This is a genomic window from Streptomyces sp. NRRL S-337 (assembly GCF_000720175.1).
Classification (GTDB): Bacteria; Actinomycetota; Actinomycetes; order Streptomycetales; family Streptomycetaceae; genus Streptomyces; species Streptomyces siderophoricus.
This window is the reverse complement of the sequence record NZ_JOIX01000018.1, coordinates 179,928-197,210: the sequence shown is the minus strand read 5'-3', so window position 1 is coordinate 197,210 and position 17,283 is coordinate 179,928. Positions and strand designations below refer to the sequence as shown.

Below are 17,283 nucleotides of genomic sequence, written 5' to 3'. Positions count from 1 at the left end.
TTGACGACGCGTTCACATCCGTCATTAGACTCTGGACGCCGGTGCAGCACGTGTGGTTGCTGTGCCATCACGTCAAGGGGGCAGAGATGAGCAACGAGCGGCAGATCCAGGACGAGGACCTGATGGACGTCGCCCAGGATCCGGAGCAGGCGCACCGGCTGCGGAAGGCACTGAAGGTCCTCGCGGAGAACCCCAACGTCGGCGGCAAGCTCCAGGAGATGGCCCAGGAGGTGCTGTCCGGCCGCATCGGCATGAAGGACGCCATCCAGACGCCGGGCTACATGGATGCCATCGGTGACCGGCTGACCGAGATGCGGCGGGCCGCGGAGGACCAGACCATGGCCGAGCGCGAGGAATCGCGCGAGAAGTTCGCAGCCTGGCAGAAGGAGCAGGAAGAGAAGGAAGACCAGGAGCGCGCCGAGCGCGACGGCCCGTCGGGCAACATCGTCACCGGCTCGCGGCGCGGCGGTCGCGGCCACCGCGGCTGAACCGGTCCGCAGCTGCCGTCCTGACCGCCGCTGGCCGTCCAGGGTGCGCCTGGCCGCCCGGAGCGAATTCCGGGGAGCTTACGGGGGCTCGGGCGCGCGTACGTCGCCTTGTGTCGTATTGCGGCGTCGTGCCGCATGGGGACCGTGTGCCGTATTGGTGGCCTCGTGCCATATAGGGGCCTCATGTCGCATGGGGGCATCAGGCCGCATGGGGGCATCGTGACGTATTGCGTCGGCACGCAAAGACCCCAGGGTGCGCAGAGCGAAAGAAGCAGATCAATACCCGGGTACCCGGGAATTTCGGGCATTGATCTGCTTCTTTCTCCACAGGACATTTCCAGCACTCGCGTTTTCTCCACAACCGGCGGCCCCACCCGGCGGACCACGCCGCAGGGGCCCCCGCCGTCACCGACGCCCCACGAGCCACCGGCACGCCGGCCGTACACCCGCTCCGGCCTGCGTGTTCCAGTTCCGGAACAGCCGGACCCGCGGCGTCCCGCGCACGCGGCCCGGATCATAGGATCGAACCGGTAAGCCGGTACACGCAGGAATCCACGAAGGTGGAGGGCGGGATTGATGGGGGACGAGGAAGCCATGAGCGCCTCAGAAGAGGGAAACGCCCGAACAGCCGGATACGCTCCGCATCCGCATATCGGCGGCCGCACGGCCGTGCTACGCGCCCTCGCGGCCTGGCGCATGCGCTGGCCCGGTGCGCCGCGCGTGATCGTGCTCACCGGAAATCCGGGCAGCGGGCGGTCACGCCTGGTCACCGGCTTCCTGATGATGTGCGATCCCGACTACCGCAAGCAGCTGCCGCTGGACGAGCTGGACCCGGCCACGGTGCCGCCGGACCTGCCACCGCCGGCCGTACCGAGCGCCGACGGCCGTACCGCCGCGCAGGTGCTGTGGCTCGTCGCGGACCACTTCGGCCTGCGGGCCGGCCGCAAGGAAGACGTCTTCACCGAACTCGCCGCGCGCGAGGAGCCGGTGACGATCGTGGTGCCCGACGTGGACCGGGCCGGGCCCGTGCGCGCCGCCCAGGAGCCGGCCCGCCTCATACGGGAGGTGCTCGCCCCGCTCGCCGCCGTCGAAACGGTTCAGCTGCTGGCCGACGTCCCGCGGGAACTGGTCGCGGAGCTCGCCGCGGCACTGCCCTCCGGGCAGGTCCAGGTCATCGACCTCGACGCGCCCGAGTGGGCCGACCCCGCGGGCCTGGTGCTGCACGCCGAGACCGCGCTCGACCCGGACACCGGAGCTCCGGAACTCCCGTACACCACCGACCCGTCGGCCCGGCGGGCGCTCGCCGAGGCGCTGGCCGGACGTGCGGCGGGCAGCCGGCTGACCGTCCAGCTGGCGGTGCAGTCGCTGATCATGCAGCCCGAGGGCTTCGACCCGGCGGACCCCGCCCTGCTGCCCGGCAGCGTGGGCGAGGCGCTCGATGTGCACGCCCGCCGGCTGGGTGCCGATCCGCAGACCCTGCGGCTGATGCTGGCCCCGCTGGCGTTCGCCGAGGGCGAGGGCCTGCCCGTCCACCTGCTGGGCCCCCTGGCGAACGCCGTCGCCGGACGGGACATGAGCCAGGAGATCGCCGACGGCATGCTGCTGGCCGCACCGTTCATCCAGCCGGTCGAGGCCGGGGTGAACGACGACGACGCGGATGCCGCGCCGGCGGACGGCGAGGGGACCGCGGACGCCCCCGGAGCCGGGCCCGCCCGGACGCTGCTCCGCCTGATGCACCCCGCCCTCGCCGAGGAGATCCGCGCCGGCCTGCCCGACGTCCGGGACGCCCAGACCAAAATCGCCATGGCGCTGCTGGAGGCGGTCCCCCAGCAGGACTGGGCGCAGGCCGATCCGTACATCCGCGACCACCTCGCGGCGCACACCCTCGAAGCCGGTCTGCTGCCCCAACTCCTCACCGACCCGGGGCTGTTCGCGCACGCCGACCCGGTGGTCCTGCGGGCAGCCGTCGAGGCCGTCCCGCTGGAGGCGCTGGGCGCACCGGCCCGTACGTATCTGCGCACGGCCCCGCTGCTCACCCGCTCACGGGCCACGGCCAGGATGCGGGCGGCCTTCCTGGAGACCGCGTTCGTCGAGGACGGGCTGACGCCGTACGCCGAGGCGCTGCACACCCGCGGCTTCCGGCTGCCGTGGCGCACCCTCTGGAGCGCACCGCTGCCCGGCGTCCAGGCGGTGACGACCGGCGCCCTCCTCCAGGAGGCCACGGAGGGCACAAACGGCACAGACGGCACTGGGGGTACCGAGGGCACGGAGGCCGCCGGCCCGCGTGCCGTCGTCGCCCTGGTCGTCCCCGAGGGCACCCCCGGCTCCCGTACGGTGCCGTCCACCACGGAGGGCACCGGGGCCGAGGCGGCTGCCGCAGAGGGCGCGACGGAGGGCACCGGGACCGACGCGGCTGCCGCAGAGGGCGCGGACGGTGCGAACGGCGCGGGCGCACCGGACGGCGCCGCCGAACCCGGCGGCCGGGCGATCCTCCTGCACGACCTCCGGAGCCCGGAGTTCCTCGACGCCGACCCCGCGCAAGTGCTGCGGCCCTCGGACGACGAGCGCGCCGCGACGCCCTTCGGGCTCAGCCGGGGCGCCGACTACCTGCGGGTCTGGGCCCGGGCGACCCAGAAGGTGGTGGCCGCGCTGGTGTCCGACACCCCGATCACCGGCGCCGACCTCTCCCCGGACGGTGTGCTCGTCGTGGCCACCGAGCGCGGAGTGACCGCCCGGCAGATCCTCGCGGCCGCCCCCGCCGCCCCCACCGTGCCGGCCCAGCGCGCCGGCACCACTGACGCCGATGCTTCCCACGGCCTCGAAGGAGACCACTCGTGATCACCCAGGCGCAGGCACACGCCACCGCCGCCCGCTGGCTCAACCCCGAGGGGCACCAGGGCCCGCCGCGTGAGGTGGCCATGCAGGAGTTCGACCTCGGCTGGGTGGTGTGGGCCGTACCGCCGCCCCCGGAGGTCGACCCGGAGACCGGGCAGCGCCGCCCGCCCGCCGAGATCGGCACCGCCTGCGGCGTCGTCGACCGGGCCTCCGGCGAGCTGACCGTCTGGCCGTCCGTACCGGTCGACGAGGTCGTGCGGATGTACCAGCAGAAGCACGGCGGCGGCGCGGCCGGCGCGCCCCCGGCGGAACCCGCCCGGCCGCCGGTCACCGGCCCCGGCAACACCGCGGTCGCCACCTACGACGACCCCGCGACCGGCGAGGAGACCAGCCTCGCCCGCGTCTCGGCCCCCGGCCGGCCGCCCGTGGAGTACCAGCTGTACGAGGAGCTGCGGCGGCTGGGTGTGGACCCCGCGGCCGTCCGCGCGGTCCACACCGACCTGCGCCCGGCCCTGCTGCCCGGCGGCTACCCCGGCGACTTCGTCCTCCGTACGTTCCCCAACGCCTCGTTCTCCTGCACCGAGGGCTACGGCATGCGCCCCGAGGAGCGCGCCGAGGGCGTCGCGGGGCTGGTGCGGCACGTCGAGATGATGCACCAGCTGGCGGGCCAGCAGCCGCCGCCGCGGCCGCACCGGGTGCCGGTGCCGGAGCGCGTCGAGCCGGCGCCGCAGATGCGGGACGTGGCCCTCGGCAAGCACCTCGTGGAGGTCTTCGGCCCCGAGGGCATCCGCCGCCCGGACGCCGACGACCTGGCCGCGACCCAGCTGCCCGAGGCCACCCGGAACACCCTGGTCTGGGCCGGACTCCCGTCCGAGGTCCCGTACTTCTTCACCGCCGACCGCTCCGGCGCCCCGCCCGCCGGCGGACCGTTCACGGACGTGGCGACCCACCTCCGGGAGATCGGCACGCAGGCCAAGGAACAGACGCTCGAAACGCTGGCCGGCTACGTACGGATCGGCACCGACGGCCTCTACACCATCGCCGTCCAGTGCACCGCCCCGGAGACCAACCAGAGCCTGATCGGCACCCTTTGGGCCGTCCAGCCCTCCTCCGGCGGCGGCCGCTTCATCAACCGCACCCTCTCCGCCTACCTCCGCTCCCTGGCCCTCCTCACCACCACCCGCCAGGAGATGCAGGGCCTGGACCCGACAGCGGCGGGCACGGCGGTGGCGGCCTTCCAGGAACAGATCGCGGCGATCGACTCCTGGGCACTGGACGACCCCGGCAACTGGTGGTCGCTGGTGATCGAGCAGATGTGGCACGGGTTGTTCTGAGGGGAGGACGGGAGGGGTGGGGCGGGGAGGGGTGGAGCGGGAGGGGTAGGACGGGAGGGATAGGACGGGGCTCGGGGCCCGGAAGTTCGCACGGTCCCGGGGGCCGCAGGTTCCCGGTCTTTGGCGCTGGGCCCCGTCCACCTTGTTACGTCCCCCTCCCGGATGCCGCTCGGGGGGAGGGGTTGGGGTTCGGTGTCGGCGGGTCGGGGTTGGGGTCGAGGGTCGGGGGGTTCGCCAGGTTCCCCTCAGGCTTACGGCAGCAGGAGCCAGTCCGCGGCCAGCGCCGCCGCCAGGCCGATGCCCAGCAACCAGGTGCCGAGCCGGGTACGCCCGTGCCGGCTGAGTTCGATCACTACGCCGCAGAGCACCAGCGCGGCTCCGTACACCCCGACCACGAGCACCGACGTACGCGAGGCCAGGCGGACCACGAGCACCACCGCCATCGCGGCCATGAGCACCGAGGCCAGGACGATGCGTATCCGACGCGCCTGACGCGGAGTCAGCCCCACGCGGTTCTGGGACTCGCCCTCTTCGCCGTCGGAAGCGAGCTCCTCCTCATCGGAAGGGGTCTCTTCCTCGTCGGAAGGGATCTCTTCCTCCTCGGGAACGAGCTCGTCGGCGTCCTCGGGAAGGGCCTCTTCCTTACCTGATACGGGCTCTTCCTGAACGGTGAGGGCCGCTTCCTTACCGGTGACAGCCGCCTCCTTACCGGAAACGGGCTCATCCTTGCCGGTGACGGACTCTTCCCTGCCGGTCACGGGCTCTTCCTTGCCGGGTTCGTTCATGAGCGGTTCATGCACCTCGGTTCCATGCACTGACGAATGCCTCCATATGCGTATGTACTGCGCTGCCCAGGGCGATCCATGAACCGTCGGTGAAGCCGACATCGAACCGTCCCCGGCCGCCCACGGCCTTGGGATGCGCATTGATCCGAGCGATGTCCGCACGAGACACCGCCACCCCGAAGTCCCACCGCGGTGTGGTGTCACGCCAACTCGTATTGCGGTCCACGAGCAGAATCAACCGGCTGTCGGTCATCGCCTGCCGCCGTGGAGTACCCCCGGCGTTCGTCAGGTCGACGAGGAAGCGGCCGGCCCCGCTGTCCCAGCCACCGTCCATGGCAGTGCCCCAGATCGCCTTCTCGACGGCGCGGTCGGCCACGTGATCCAGGGCATCCACCGTGCGCTCGACCCGGTCGCCGACGCGTCCCGCGGCCCGGGCGAACGGGTTGTTGACCAACCGGCTGTTGGTCACCGCCCCCAGCGGACGGGCCACCGCGCCGAGTGCGCTGCCCAGCGCACCCCGTACCCGCTCCTCGAGCGCGGACGAAGCATGCGGAGTGGTCGGAGCGCGCAGCTCGGCGGGGACGGAGGGCAGCGCCGTATCGGCGAAGTAGTCACAGGCGATGACCAGCCGTTCGCCCGGCCGGAGGAACGGCAGAAAACAGTCGCGGTACTCCGGCTTCATACGGCGCGGCTCCTCTCGTCGGACGGGCGTCGACCGAAGTGGAGCATCAGCCGAAGGGGTTGTCGGGTCGTGGAACTGCTGGACGGCTGCCGGGCGCACGACCAGCCGCGGGCCATTCTCTCGACTGCCGGTTCGCAACAGCGCCTGAGCGGGTCCTGTGCGGTGGGCGACGGGTCGAAGTCCAAGGGCGACGGCACCTGGTAGCTGCCGAGAGCACCGGGCCCCGGCCCCCCTGCTCCCAGCCCCCTGCCGGCTGCCGCCGGAACCGGACGGGGACTGCTCACCGCTGTGCATCGCGCCGCTCACGGATTGCCCGTGAAGCCGAGGCCGTGCCTCACGCCTTGGCACCGTGCTTGATCGCCTTGTGCGTCATCCTGGCACCGTGGGAGACGGCGAACTTCTCCGCTTCACCGGCCTCCTTGAGGTGCTTCCAGGTCAGCGGATTGTACCGCTTGACCTTGGACAGCTTCCTGGCCTGCTTGCGCATCTCCACGTCCAGCACATCGGCCGTCTTGTCCAAGCCGGCCGCTTCCGCCTCCATGGCGATTCCCCACTCGGCTTCCAAGACTCGGCGAGGTGGTCCTGGAACGGGCCGTATCAACACCTCGAGGCCGAGCCGGTCCACTCGTGCAAGAGGTCCGCTCGATCGCGGCGTTGGTCGACCACGATCTCCCTGAACTCGGACGCCCAGGCACTGACCGCCGTCGACGCGGGCCCGCTCATCTCTTCGAGCTTGGCGACGGACTCCAGCGTTTCCAGGGCACCCTCGTTTCCTGGGCGTCTTCTTGATCGTCTTCTTAATCCCTGCTGATCTCGTCCGCTTCCGGCAGCTTCTCGGGGCACGGCGTGCTCGGCAAGGCTGCTGCATATCGCACGTACCCGTACCTTCTCGGCACGCCGTCGAAGCCCTTGGTGAACTTGCGCAAAGCCTCTGGGGGCGGCAGCGAATTACCCCGTCGCGGATTCCCCGATCGGGTGGCCATGCAGTCAAAGTCAGTCTTAATCAACGGGGTGGACAACAGTACCGGCCTCCAGACCCCGGACCATCGACATCCCTGAAGCCCAAGACGCGGGCGCCACCAGCGTCGCGCGCACGGCCAGTTCGCGACCACCCGGTGCAGCCAGCCAACGAATCACCCGGTGCAGTACGCGCGAGAGCCCTGGCGCGTGCCGGTCGACTCCCCTCCGCACGGTTCCCCGCCACCGACCAACTCCCTACTGCCCGTTGGGCGGGCGACGCCCCATAGGCCTTCACAGGGCGGGGCCCACCCCCTGGGAGGCAGGCTCCGCCCACCCCTCCCCCTCGCCCACAATCCCTCTATGCCTCTGCGTCTCTATGCCTCTATGCGGTATGTGCCACGAATGCGATAGACAGGCCAATTTTCACGGAACCTCCACGGCGCCGAGTAAAGAAACTCCCTTGAATCCACCGCAGGATCACCCGCCTTGACAGGTTGACGTTCGGTTCACCTAACCTGGGAACGCTAAACTCGCGCGAAGAGTCAGACGCTAAGCGTCCGAGCGGACGCACCGGAAAAACGGGGGCTGTGGTGGCAGGCAAGGAATTTGACGTCGATCCGGATGTCCTGCGCACGCAGGGCAACGCGTTCGTCCACATCGGTGGCGATTTCTCCAAGGCCTCGAAGAAGCTGAAGGCCGACCTGGAGGACCTCGGCAGCCCCTGGGAGAACTGCGACTTCGGCGACATCTTCGAAACGATCTACACGCCCATCAGGGACGGAATGTTCGAGTCCATGGACTCCCTGGGCGAGCGCCTCGAAGGCATCGGCGACAAGCTCCAGCACATGGCCCAGACGTACGCGGAGTCCGACCAGCAGGGCATCCACACCATCAGCGCCGTCGGCCGCCCGGCCATCTGACGCTCCGCCCACCGTACTTACGTCGGGCCGCACAACCCGGGCCGAGGGCGTGAAAGCTCCTCCCGCTCCATATCCCACCCCCTCAGCCCGATTCCCTACCACTTACTTCCCACCCTTTCCGTTGCTCTCCGCAATCGGCTACCACTGCACGGGGGACGATCACTGTGTCATTGACGCTGCCAGGCGAGGTCACCTGGGTCCTGGACCTGCTCGGCTACAGCTGGCCGGACGCCGACGAGGACAAGCTCCACGAATGCGCCCAGGTCTGGCGCAACTTCGCCGAGTCCGTCAACCAAGCAGCTTCCTCGGGCACTTCGGCAGCCAATGAAGTCGTCTCCGCCAACTCCGGCGAAGCGGTCGAGGGCTTCACCAACGAATGGGGCTCCTTCTCCGGCGGCGGTAACAGCGGGGACAATTACCTCCGCGACGCCGCCGCAGCGGCGGAAGTCATCGCCGTCGCCTTCGACGCCGCCGCCATCGCCGTTCTCGCCGGCAAGGTCGCGGTCATCGTCCAGCTCGTGATGCTGGCCGCGGAACTCATCGCCGCACAGGCCGCCGCGCCCTTCACCCTCGGCCTCTCCGAACTGGGCGCCGCCGGCGCCACACAGGCGACCCGCCTGATCGTCCGCCAGATCCTCGACAAGATCAAACGCGAGGTCATGGAGGCGGCCACCAAGGCCATGGAGCACGCCACCATGGACGCCATCAAGAAGATGGCGAAGAAGGCCGTGTCCAAGGAAGCCCGCAAGCTGGCGATGGACTACGCCAAGAAGACCGTCAAGGACACGGTCAAGGACACCGTCAAGGAAAAGGTTGTCGACGCGGCCAAGGAAAAGGCCACAGAAGCCGGCACCGAAATGGCCCAGAACGTCGCCAAGCAGGGCATCGAAAGCCACTTCGGAGCCCGCGACGGCATCGACTGGGGCGAAACGGCCGACATCGGCAAGGAAAAGGCCGGTGAATACGTCGACGGCATCAAGGAAGGCGCCAACGACCTCACCGATCCCAAGACCTACGTCGACCACGCCCGCCAAGACCTCACCGACCGCGGCCTCAACGCAGCCCAACGCCATGCCGACCAGCGCACCGGCGGCGCCGCCACCCGCCACCAGGGCGCCACGGACGCCGTCCGGGAAACAGTGAGCGGCAGCGTCGAGGACGTCTTCGGCTGAGCCCGAGCCCCCTCGACGGCAAGCCCGTCCAGTCCTGTCCTGCAGGGCCGCTGCGTCCGGAAATCACCCGGGCTCACAGCGGCCCTGCAGCCATTTCCGACCCACCCGGACGGGCATTCACCGGCCACTGCTGAAAACACATTGGGGCCCGCGACCCGAAGGCCACGAACCCCAATGAAATTCCGCTGCTTTTCTGCCTGCCCTACGTCAGAGCATTACCGACCGGGCGGCTGCGTGGGCGGCGCCGGCGGGTAGGCCCCGGGCCCACCGGGCTGCTGCTGGTACGAGTTGTTCGGGTTCGGCGGATGCGGCACAAAGCCACCGGGGCCACCGGGCCCACCCGGACCACCAAAACCACCGGGGCCCCCGGGCGGCGGGCCATTACGACGGTTCTTCTTCTTGGCTACGAGGACGACGACCAGGATGATGACGAGGACGATGACCACCCCGGCAGCGATACCGATGATGGCGCCAGTGCTCATGCCTTTGTCGCTGTTGATCTTTGGGTCGATGCCATTGTTACCCGCAGCGCTGGAGGGGTTGGAAGACGCACCACTCTTCAGTGCGGGGAACGGACCGTCCTTGGAACCGGCGGGGACGTTCTTGGTGAGGGCACTTAGGGGCCTGATGAAGCCGTAACCGTAGTGGGGGTCGGGGAGCTTCATGTCTTGCTTGTCCACCGGGATGCCAGCCGTCTTGATCAGCCGGTTGGCGATCTGCCCAGCGGTCAGGTTCGGAAACTTGGAGCGGAGAAGGGCGGCTGCACCAGAGACGTAAGCGGTGGCGTCAGAGGTGCCGTTCGCCAGGTGGTACGGCCTCTCGGCAGTGCCGCCCGCTCCGCGGATCTCTACCCCGGGCGCCGTCAGTTTGAGATGAGAACCGTAGTTGGAGTTTTCCCAGACGTATCCATTGTGGTTTACCGCTCCCACCGCAAGAACGCCTGGTGCCGCTGCTGGCAGTCGGGGAGTCTCAACCCCATCGTTACCCGACCCGGCAATCAGAAGCACATCATGCTTGCGGGCGTAGTCAATGGCTTGCTTTTCGTCTGCAGTGAGCTGCGAACTGCCTTCGACGAAAGACATGTTCACAACCTTCGCACCGTGATCTACCGCATACCGAATAGGTGCGGCGAGGCCTGCGGTACCCAACTTGGGGATCTCATCGGAACTCCCACTGGCCGTCCCAATGGGGAGAATCTTGGCGTCTGGAGCCAGCCCCTTTACACCCTCGGATCCACCGGGACCATGACCATGCCCAGCAATGAGCGAAGCCATGGACGTTCCATGATCGTGGTCCCCATTTTGATGGTCCGCAGTTCCTCCCGAGATGAAGTTCTTCCCGGGGAGCACGCTGCCCTTGAGGTCCGGATGGCTACCATCCACCGGATCATCGATGACAGCGACCGTAATGCCTTTGCCGGTGGAGATCTTCCAGATCGACTCAGCGTCGAACTTTTGCAACGGCCACTGATCGTTTCTGATTTGGTCTGCCGAAGCAACCGGTGCGGTGCCGAAGAGCAGTGCCCCCGCCACTACCGCGCCGCCCACCGCACGCAGCGTCCGCGTGAAGCTCATGCCATTACACCTTCCTCACAAAGTTGGGGCCCGCAGCCCGAGAGCTGCGGGCCCCAAGCGTGTCTACCGATTGCTTGTCAGGCCGTTCCTACTCGATGACCCGGGGAGCCACATTACGCTCCGTCGTCCAGGTCTCCTCGTCTTCGACGAGGTAGTCGGGGCGGCTGGAGTCGTTCCCCTTGCCTTCGCCCTTGCCGCCGTGCGCACCATGGGCGCCGCCCATCATGCCTGCCGGGCGACGGCTGGAGCCCGAATTGGTACCGGCGGCGGTTCCTCCTCGGCTGCGGTGCAGCCCGGAACCCCCTTGGCCTCCAGTGCTGGACTTACCACCGGCCGCACCGCCGACGATGCCGCCCTTCTGCCGGGCCATGGCTCCACCGGTGCTGACGCCCGGCTTTCCACCCATGCCCTTGCCTGCAGCGCCACCGTGTGCGCCGCCCATACCGGGCATACCGGCACGGCCGGTGCGGGCACCTGCCGCGCCACCAGCGCCCGCCGTACCGCCCTTGAGGCCACCGGCACCGCCCTTGAGGCCACCTGCACCACGACCGGACATACCACCGGTTCCAGCCATGCCGAGGCCGCCGCCCCCCGGGATGTTGACGCCGGCACCACCACCGCCGCCACCGGGCATGTGAACGCCGCCACCACCGGCACCACCGTTCAGACCACCGGCACCACCGCCACCGGGCATCTTCACCCCGGTGCCACCGCCGCCACCACCGAGGCCATCCAGCCCGGTGTTGACGTTGGGGATCTTCGGCTTCATCGAACCGACGCCGCCACTGACCCCAGGCGTGTGAGGCGTGTTAATGGTGGGGGATGTCGGCATCTTAGGAGTGCTGCCGGCCTTGATGCCCCGCGTGGGGATCTTGATGCCGCCCCCGCCGCCGCCTCCGCCCGGTCCCCCCATGCCAGGCATGGGCATGGGCATGGCGCCTAGACCGTTGGTGGGGTCCTGGTGGTCGGGGATCCTGTCTTCGACCCGCCCCCCGCCCGGCGCCGGGGGCTTCAAGGACGACGCCCGCACCACGTAAGCCGTGCCAAGGTTCTCCATGGCCACCGCAGCCTCAAGCCGCTTCTTCTGGTGGCCCGACAGGTTGTCCTTGTTCGCGTCCAGGATCCCCTGGGTGCTCACACCGGTCTTCAGCGCGTCGTTCAGATCGTCATCGTCGATCTGGTCCGACCAGGGCATCTCACCCCAGACGTCATCGCTCCAGTTCCAGCCGTCGTCGATCGGCTTGACCTTGTCGATGGCCTTCTGCAGGTCGTTGGCCGTCTGCCCCATGACCTGCGCCGTGTGAGTGGCGTAGGGAGCTCCGGCACTGAAGTTCTGGCTGATGTCCTGAGCTCGCTTGGCGAACTTCTCTGCCGTGTCACCGTGCCAGGACTCCAACACCTTCTTCACGGCATCCTCGAACCGCTTCTGGATACCGCCGCCGCCGTCACCCGGCCCGACCAGCTGGTCGTGAAGGTCCTGCCAGTGTTGTGCGACGTCCCGGACCTGCTGGACGCTGGCGCCGTCCAGCATGCCTTTCAAGCCGTCGAGGTCATGCTGATTGAACTTGGTTGTGAACGTCTCCCACGTGTTGCCACCCGTGGGAGCACTACCCGCGTCTCCACCCATCAGTGGGCCCCCTTCTCCTTCACCTACAGGTCATCCGTTGCGCTGCCAACGTCACGTCATCTTGTTGTCGTGCTCGGCGTCCTCGTAGGCGTCCTTCGTCTTCTTGGACTTCTCGCCGAAGTCGTTGATCAGACCTTCGATCTTGTCGACGATCTGATGCTGAATGAAGTCCTTCATGTCGTTGTGCGCCTTGTGCATCTTGGCCCGCTCGTCAAAACCCTTCCCCAGCGCCCCCTCCGGCAGGTAGGTCTGGTTCTTGGCCTTGTCCTTCGGGCCACCCATGTCCTTCAGAACCTGGTTGAGTTCTTTTACCAGTTGATCGAGCGCATCAAGGTTGACGCCGTATTCCTTGCTAGCCATGCTTGGCCTCCCCGTGAGTTGTCAGTCCGGTCTTCCGGCGCCAGTCGCGGATGGCGATCGAGGAGCCGACGACCGCGGCGACGGCCAGGAGTCCGCCGCCGACAATGTAGATGGCGATGCGGGCGCGCCGTTCCCCAGGTGACTCACCGATGGTGATGGCGGCCGGCTGGATGTTGGAGCCGTCAGCCGCGTTGGAGGGCTTGTCCGGCTGGGGTGAGGCGGTGGGCCGGGTGTCGTCCTTCAGGGCAGCCACCGGGTCGACCACGCCCCAGCCGATGTTGTGGTCCGCCGTGCGGCGCACCCGCTCGGCGGTCTGCTCCAGGTGCCAGATCACCTCTTGGGGTGTCCAGCGCTGGCCCTCGTCCTTGTGCTTCGCGATCAGCAGGGCCGCGGCGCCCGCCGCGTACGGTGCCGCGAAGCTGGTGCCCTGGTCGACGCAGTTACCGCCGTTGGGGACAGTGGAGACCATGTCGACGCCGGGTGCGGCGATGTCGACCCAGTTTCCGGGCTGGGAGAAGGGGGCCCGCTCGTTGTTGCGGTCCGAGGCGGCGACGGACAGGACGTTGTCGAACTCCTGGAAGGCGGCGGGGTACATGTTCTTCTCCGCGCCGCTGGCGCCGTCGTTACCCGCCGAGGCCACGATCAGGATGTTGTTGCTGGCCGCTTTCCGGATCGCCGCCTTGAGGAGCTCCAGCCTGGACGGGCTGGCCGCCGTGCCCTGCGAAATGTTGATGATGTCGACCTTTTGCGAAACCGCGTAATTGATCGCGTCGGCAAGGCTGGCAGCATTGCCCGCCTTCTTGTCGCTGGTCTGCTGCAGGGGAATGACCTTCGCCTCGGGCGCAATTCCGAAGAAGCCGGAGCCGGCCCGCGGGCGCGCGGCGATGATGCCCGCGACCTTGGTGCCGTGACCGACCGTGTCCTCGGTCGGCTTTCCTCCCACGAAGGTTTTGCCGCCGCTGATGTTGGGCCTGATCTGCGCGTTGCCCGCATCGATCCCGGTGTCGATGACCGCGACCCGGACGCCCTTGCCCCTGGTGTCGGCCCACATCTGATTGGTCAGCAGACGCTGCAGCGACCAGGGGGTCTCTTTGATGTCGTCGGTGCCGAACTTGCACTCACCACTGTTGAGCGGAACGTTCGTGTCCGCCATCGCCGGCGCGGCGGTGGCGCAGGACAGGCCGACGAAGCACGCCGCCGTGACCAGTGCGCCCGCCGCTCGTCGACGGTGCCCGGCTCGGTGACCAATGGCGCGAGATCCCACGGGTTGTCTGCTCTCCATGTGTGGCGAAAGGGGCGGGAACGAATCGAGGGGTGAGAGTGGGGGGAGGTGTGAGAGGGAAGAAGGGAGAGAAGGTGGGGGGGGGAGGGGTCGGAGGTGCTGTGGACGGCAGAAGGGCGAGCGCACTGATGCAGCGCGCTCGCCCTCATTGACCACTGTGCGAGCCGTCGGGGCTGCTCAGCCGATCGCCATCCGTAGCTGTGCCGACCTGGGTCAGCCGCCCCAGATACCGGCGTTCTTGTGCTCGGTGGACTGGTAGTTCTGGGCAGCGGTGTCCAGAGCCTTGGCGATGGCCTCCAGCGTGGAGTGCAGGGAGGCGGCGCGCTGGTCCCACTCGCGCTGACGGGCCTGGTAGCCCTCCTGCGCCGCACCTTCCCAGCTGGCGGCGATCTTCTTGACGCCCGCCTCGAGGTCGTCGAGCTGCTGGCGGATGTTGTTGGCCGTACCGCGCACGTCGGAGCTGGCCTGCTGGATCGTCGCGAAATTGACGAGGATCTGGCCTGACATGGTTCTCCTCAGGAGTTGATGCTGCTGGTCGATTCACATGCCGCAGCGGGCCGACGCGATGGCCGGCACGGGCTGCGGCGAGTGGGCCGGGCGCCGCGGTCAGCGGCGCGGCCCCATCATCCGAACGGAGAAGCCGAGGCGGAGATGTGCGTGATCGACTGCGCCTGCTCCTCTTCGGAGGCGGAGTAGTTCTTCGTGGTCTCGTCGATCGCTTCCTTGATCTCACCCAGAAGCTGGTTGAGACGGTTGGCGTCCTCGTTCACCTGCGACTGCAGCTGGTTGTACGAGGAAGCCGCAGCACCCTTCCACCCCGAGGTGATGGTGTCGACGACCGTGTTCAGGCGGGAGATCTCACCCTGGATCGACTGATTGACCGAGGCGATCTTGCCGCTGAACGCGACCATCTCCTCCTCGGTGGTTGTGTACTGCTGACCAGCCATAGTCAACGTCCCCCATGAGACTCGTACGTCATACCGCGCCGTGCCGCCAACGGGGACCCACGCGGTTGGCATCACCTGCTGACGCCATTGCCTACTCTAACCACTCCATATGCCCGTTCCCAACAGGGGGGAGGCTGTTGTGACGGGATCACAACATTGTCAACTCCCCTTCGCCAAAACGACGTTCAGGGAAACGGACAGATCCCATGCTATCGGTCGAAGGGCTGATACGGCCGGGGAACGACGAAGATCACACCGAGAACTCCGCAGACCGGCGCCATGAATTGCGCCCAAGGGGAGCGACCCGGGAATCCGTGCCGCCGCAAAAGGCCGCGCCGAATGCCCGTTTCCGGGCGGATTCGGCGCGGCCTTCTCTCGCGTCGCGGCGCACTACGCAGAAGCGATCGACAACGTCACGACGAGTCGATCGCCAACGTCACGACGACTGAGGCTGCTTCGCGCTGCGGGTGTCCAGTGCCGGCCCGTTGGAGAGCAGGGAGGACCATGCCTTCAGGATCAGCGGGGGGTGCGTGCCGCCGTATCCGAGGTGGTTCCGCGCCTGGTCGACTTCCTGCTTGTCACTGCCGGCCTTCGTGGCGCTGTCATTGTTCCGCGGGATGAAGTAGCGCAGTCCGGTGTCGGTGACCAGGAACAGGCTGCCGCTCGTGGCCTTGGGAGTGGCGACCTCCGTGTAGAGCAGGCCGCTGCCGGGGGTGACGTAGGAGCTGGCGCCCGAGGCGATCTTGGCGGGGTAGTCGTCGCCGACCCAGGTCTGCATGTCCGGCACGCCGTTCGGGTAGCCGAGCTGCTTCTCCTGGCCGCCCGGGTACTTGGTGTTGGTGCCCTTGTAGACGCTGCAGGAGACGCCGCTCTCGGTGGGGCCACCCAGGCCGCCGGTCTGGGAGCCGTTGCTGAAGTCGTTCGCCGGGCTGACGGTGTCGGTCGGCCACGGCGACTCGACGTCGGTGCCGAGGACCTTGCCCAGGAACGTGGAGTAGCCGTTGCCCGTCTCGTCCGGCTTCGGACGGAAGGAGCCGGTGGCGACCTGTACGGGCTCCAGCGCCGAGCCGGAGGCGTTCACCTTCTGCGCGTTCGGGCCCTCCATCAGGAGCTTGGCGACGAAGTTGGAGACCTGCTCCACGCCGTCCTTCTCCACCACGTACTTCTGACCGTCGCTGTCCTCAAGGATGGAGCCGACGGTACGGGCCTTCGCCGGGACCTCGGTGTCGTTGGTCTGACTGCCCGCGTTGCTGACCATCGGCATGGAGATCGCCATGATGCTGGGGACCTTCAGCAGGGTGTCCATGAACTGCTGGGTCACCTTCTGCGGCTGGGCCTTGGCGCCGAAGATGATGCGGCGCAGGTCCTTGTCGCCCTGCTCCTTGCCGCCCGGGGGCTGCCATCCGAGGCCCGTGGAGTTGAACTCGAAGGCCATTCCGTTGTGGTCGACCAGCCACGGCTTGCCGTCGGGGTCCTCGACGTAGAGCGCCTGGTGGAAGTCGAGCTTGCCCTTGCGGGTGTCGTCGACGAGCTGCTTGTCCTTGCCGGCCAGGACGAAGACGGCCTGCTGCGGCTTGCTGCCGGCGCTGGTGCCGGGGCGGTTGCAGACGGCCCAGGTCTTCGGCTTGTCCGCGTCGTCCGCGCTGGGCAGCCGGTCGGGGGCGAACGGGATGCCGATGGCGGGGCCGTGCGGGATCTTGCCGTCGAGTTCGGATTCCTTGACCTTGACGACCTGGAACTTCGGGTCGAGAAGCAGCCGGGCGGATGCGAGGTTCAGGATGGGGTGCAGGAGTTTCTGGTTATTGCCATTGGCGTCCTTGGTGTTCAGGACGATATAGCGGGTGGTGGATTCATCCCCGACGATGACGTTCTTGCCGACCTCGTCCCACCCCGACGGCGCCACCGGCTTGAGAATGCCACACGCGCCGAATCCCACGAGCATCAGAACACCCATGATGATGCTGGGCACCACCGCCTTGAGGGGCTTGGGGGCGCTCTCGATCGAGCCGTTGGCCAGCGGCTTCAGGAATGCCGCATTCGTGCGCTTTCGGGCAAACGAATACGCATTCAGCTCGTCCCGACGTGATGCCATTATTGCTTTCTCTCCCCGCCTGTTGGATCCACATCGAACCGCCCCCGGCACTCACGCCGTAGCGCCCTCTACTATGCCGTGTGTCGATCGACCCGTACGGTACGGGTGCCACCTTCCAACGCACCAGTCTCAGCGGCGGCCGATACGCCTAGAGGCCCACATCACCAGTAGAGGAGCAGGCCGGGGGATGTCCAGCGCCACCAGGGCTCGACGCCGCAATGGGCG

The 17,283-nt window shown here is 68.1% G+C and carries 16 protein-coding genes; 6 read left to right on the top strand and 10 right to left on the bottom strand.

Annotation, left to right across the window (positions count from 1 at the left end):
• The first annotated feature begins 86 nt into the window (after positions 1-86).
• The 3 genes from IG62_RS0116415 to IG62_RS0116405 all read left to right on the top strand — a co-directional run bounded on the left by IG62_RS0116415 (position 87) and on the right by IG62_RS0116405 (position 4,657).
• Positions 87-488: a hypothetical protein gene (locus tag IG62_RS0116415; RefSeq protein WP_030802638.1), complete on the top strand. Its 402-nt coding sequence runs from the start codon at positions 87-89 to the stop codon at positions 486-488.
• A gap of 594 nt (positions 489-1,082) precedes the next feature.
• Complete coding sequence (locus IG62_RS0116410) at positions 1,083-3,326, top strand: hypothetical protein (protein ID WP_030802635.1); 2,244 nt, start codon at positions 1,083-1,085, stop codon at positions 3,324-3,326.
• Complete coding sequence (locus IG62_RS0116405) at positions 3,323-4,657, top strand: SUKH-4 family immunity protein (protein ID WP_030802632.1); 1,335 nt, start codon at positions 3,323-3,325, stop codon at positions 4,655-4,657. The genes IG62_RS0116410 and IG62_RS0116405 overlap by 4 nt, the downstream gene beginning before the upstream one ends.
• 251 nt (positions 4,658-4,908) lie before the next feature.
• On the opposite strand, the gene IG62_RS48705 is transcribed toward IG62_RS0116405, so the two are convergent.
• On the bottom strand, positions 4,909-5,415 hold the full coding sequence (locus IG62_RS48705) for a hypothetical protein (RefSeq protein ID WP_234326560.1): 507 nt from the start codon (positions 5,413-5,415) through the stop codon (positions 4,909-4,911).
• 34 nt (positions 5,416-5,449) lie between these two features.
• The gene (locus tag IG62_RS0116390; RefSeq protein WP_030802626.1) at positions 5,450-6,124 is read right to left on the bottom strand and encodes a hypothetical protein; all 675 of its coding nucleotides are present in this window, start codon (positions 6,122-6,124) and stop codon (positions 5,450-5,452) included.
• 69 nt (positions 6,125-6,193) lie between these two features.
• On the opposite strand from IG62_RS0116390, the gene IG62_RS49550 reads away from it, so the two are divergent.
• On the top strand, positions 6,194-6,328 hold the full coding sequence (locus IG62_RS49550; protein WP_267887888.1) for a hypothetical protein: 135 nt from the start codon (positions 6,194-6,196) through the stop codon (positions 6,326-6,328).
• A 130-nt stretch (positions 6,329-6,458) separates the two neighbouring features.
• Here IG62_RS49550 and IG62_RS0116380 read toward each other — a convergent pair whose 3' ends face one another.
• Entirely contained in the window at positions 6,459-6,665 is a 207-nt protein-coding gene (locus tag IG62_RS0116380) for a hypothetical protein (RefSeq protein ID WP_030802623.1), read from the bottom strand.
• Positions 6,666-7,674: 1,009 nt separating this feature from the next.
• Between IG62_RS0116380 and IG62_RS0116370 the strand changes: the two genes are divergently transcribed.
• Positions 7,675-8,004: a WXG100 family type VII secretion target gene (locus tag IG62_RS0116370; protein ID WP_234326558.1), complete on the top strand. Its 330-nt coding sequence runs from the start codon at positions 7,675-7,677 to the stop codon at positions 8,002-8,004.
• Positions 8,005-8,168: 164 nt separating this feature from the next.
• Complete coding sequence (locus IG62_RS0116365; RefSeq protein WP_030802620.1) at positions 8,169-9,176, top strand: hypothetical protein; 1,008 nt, start codon at positions 8,169-8,171, stop codon at positions 9,174-9,176.
• A gap of 215 nt (positions 9,177-9,391) precedes the next feature.
• Here the strand turns inward: IG62_RS0116365 and IG62_RS44765 are convergent, their stop codons facing one another.
• The 7 genes from IG62_RS44765 to IG62_RS0116330 all read right to left on the bottom strand — a co-directional run bounded on the left by IG62_RS44765 (position 9,392) and on the right by IG62_RS0116330 (position 17,058).
• Positions 9,392-10,750 (bottom strand): S8 family peptidase, encoded by a 1,359-nt coding sequence (locus IG62_RS44765; protein ID WP_078872035.1) that lies wholly within the window; start codon positions 10,748-10,750, stop codon positions 9,392-9,394.
• An 88-nt stretch (positions 10,751-10,838) separates the two neighbouring features.
• On the bottom strand, positions 10,839-12,377 hold the full coding sequence (locus tag IG62_RS47240; protein ID WP_158795049.1) for a WXG100 family type VII secretion target: 1,539 nt from the start codon (positions 12,375-12,377) through the stop codon (positions 10,839-10,841).
• A gap of 51 nt (positions 12,378-12,428) precedes the next feature.
• On the bottom strand, positions 12,429-12,737 hold the full coding sequence (locus IG62_RS0116350; protein WP_030802611.1) for a hypothetical protein: 309 nt from the start codon (positions 12,735-12,737) through the stop codon (positions 12,429-12,431).
• Positions 12,730-14,001: a type VII secretion-associated serine protease mycosin gene (gene mycP, locus IG62_RS0116345; protein WP_030802608.1), complete on the bottom strand. Its 1,272-nt coding sequence runs from the start codon at positions 13,999-14,001 to the stop codon at positions 12,730-12,732. The genes IG62_RS0116350 and mycP overlap by 8 nt, the downstream gene beginning before the upstream one ends.
• 231 nt (positions 14,002-14,232) lie before the next feature.
• Positions 14,233-14,526 (bottom strand): WXG100 family type VII secretion target, encoded by a 294-nt coding sequence (locus tag IG62_RS0116340; RefSeq protein ID WP_030414182.1) that lies wholly within the window; start codon positions 14,524-14,526, stop codon positions 14,233-14,235.
• Positions 14,527-14,642: 116 nt separating this feature from the next.
• A complete protein-coding gene (locus IG62_RS0116335) occupies positions 14,643-14,966 on the bottom strand; it encodes a WXG100 family type VII secretion target (protein ID WP_030802605.1) in 324 nt (107 codons plus the stop codon).
• A gap of 436 nt (positions 14,967-15,402) precedes the next feature.
• On the bottom strand, positions 15,403-17,058 hold the full coding sequence (locus IG62_RS0116330) for a type VII secretion protein EccB (RefSeq protein ID WP_030802602.1): 1,656 nt from the start codon (positions 17,056-17,058) through the stop codon (positions 15,403-15,405).
• Between the last annotated feature and the right edge of the window lie 225 nt (positions 17,059-17,283).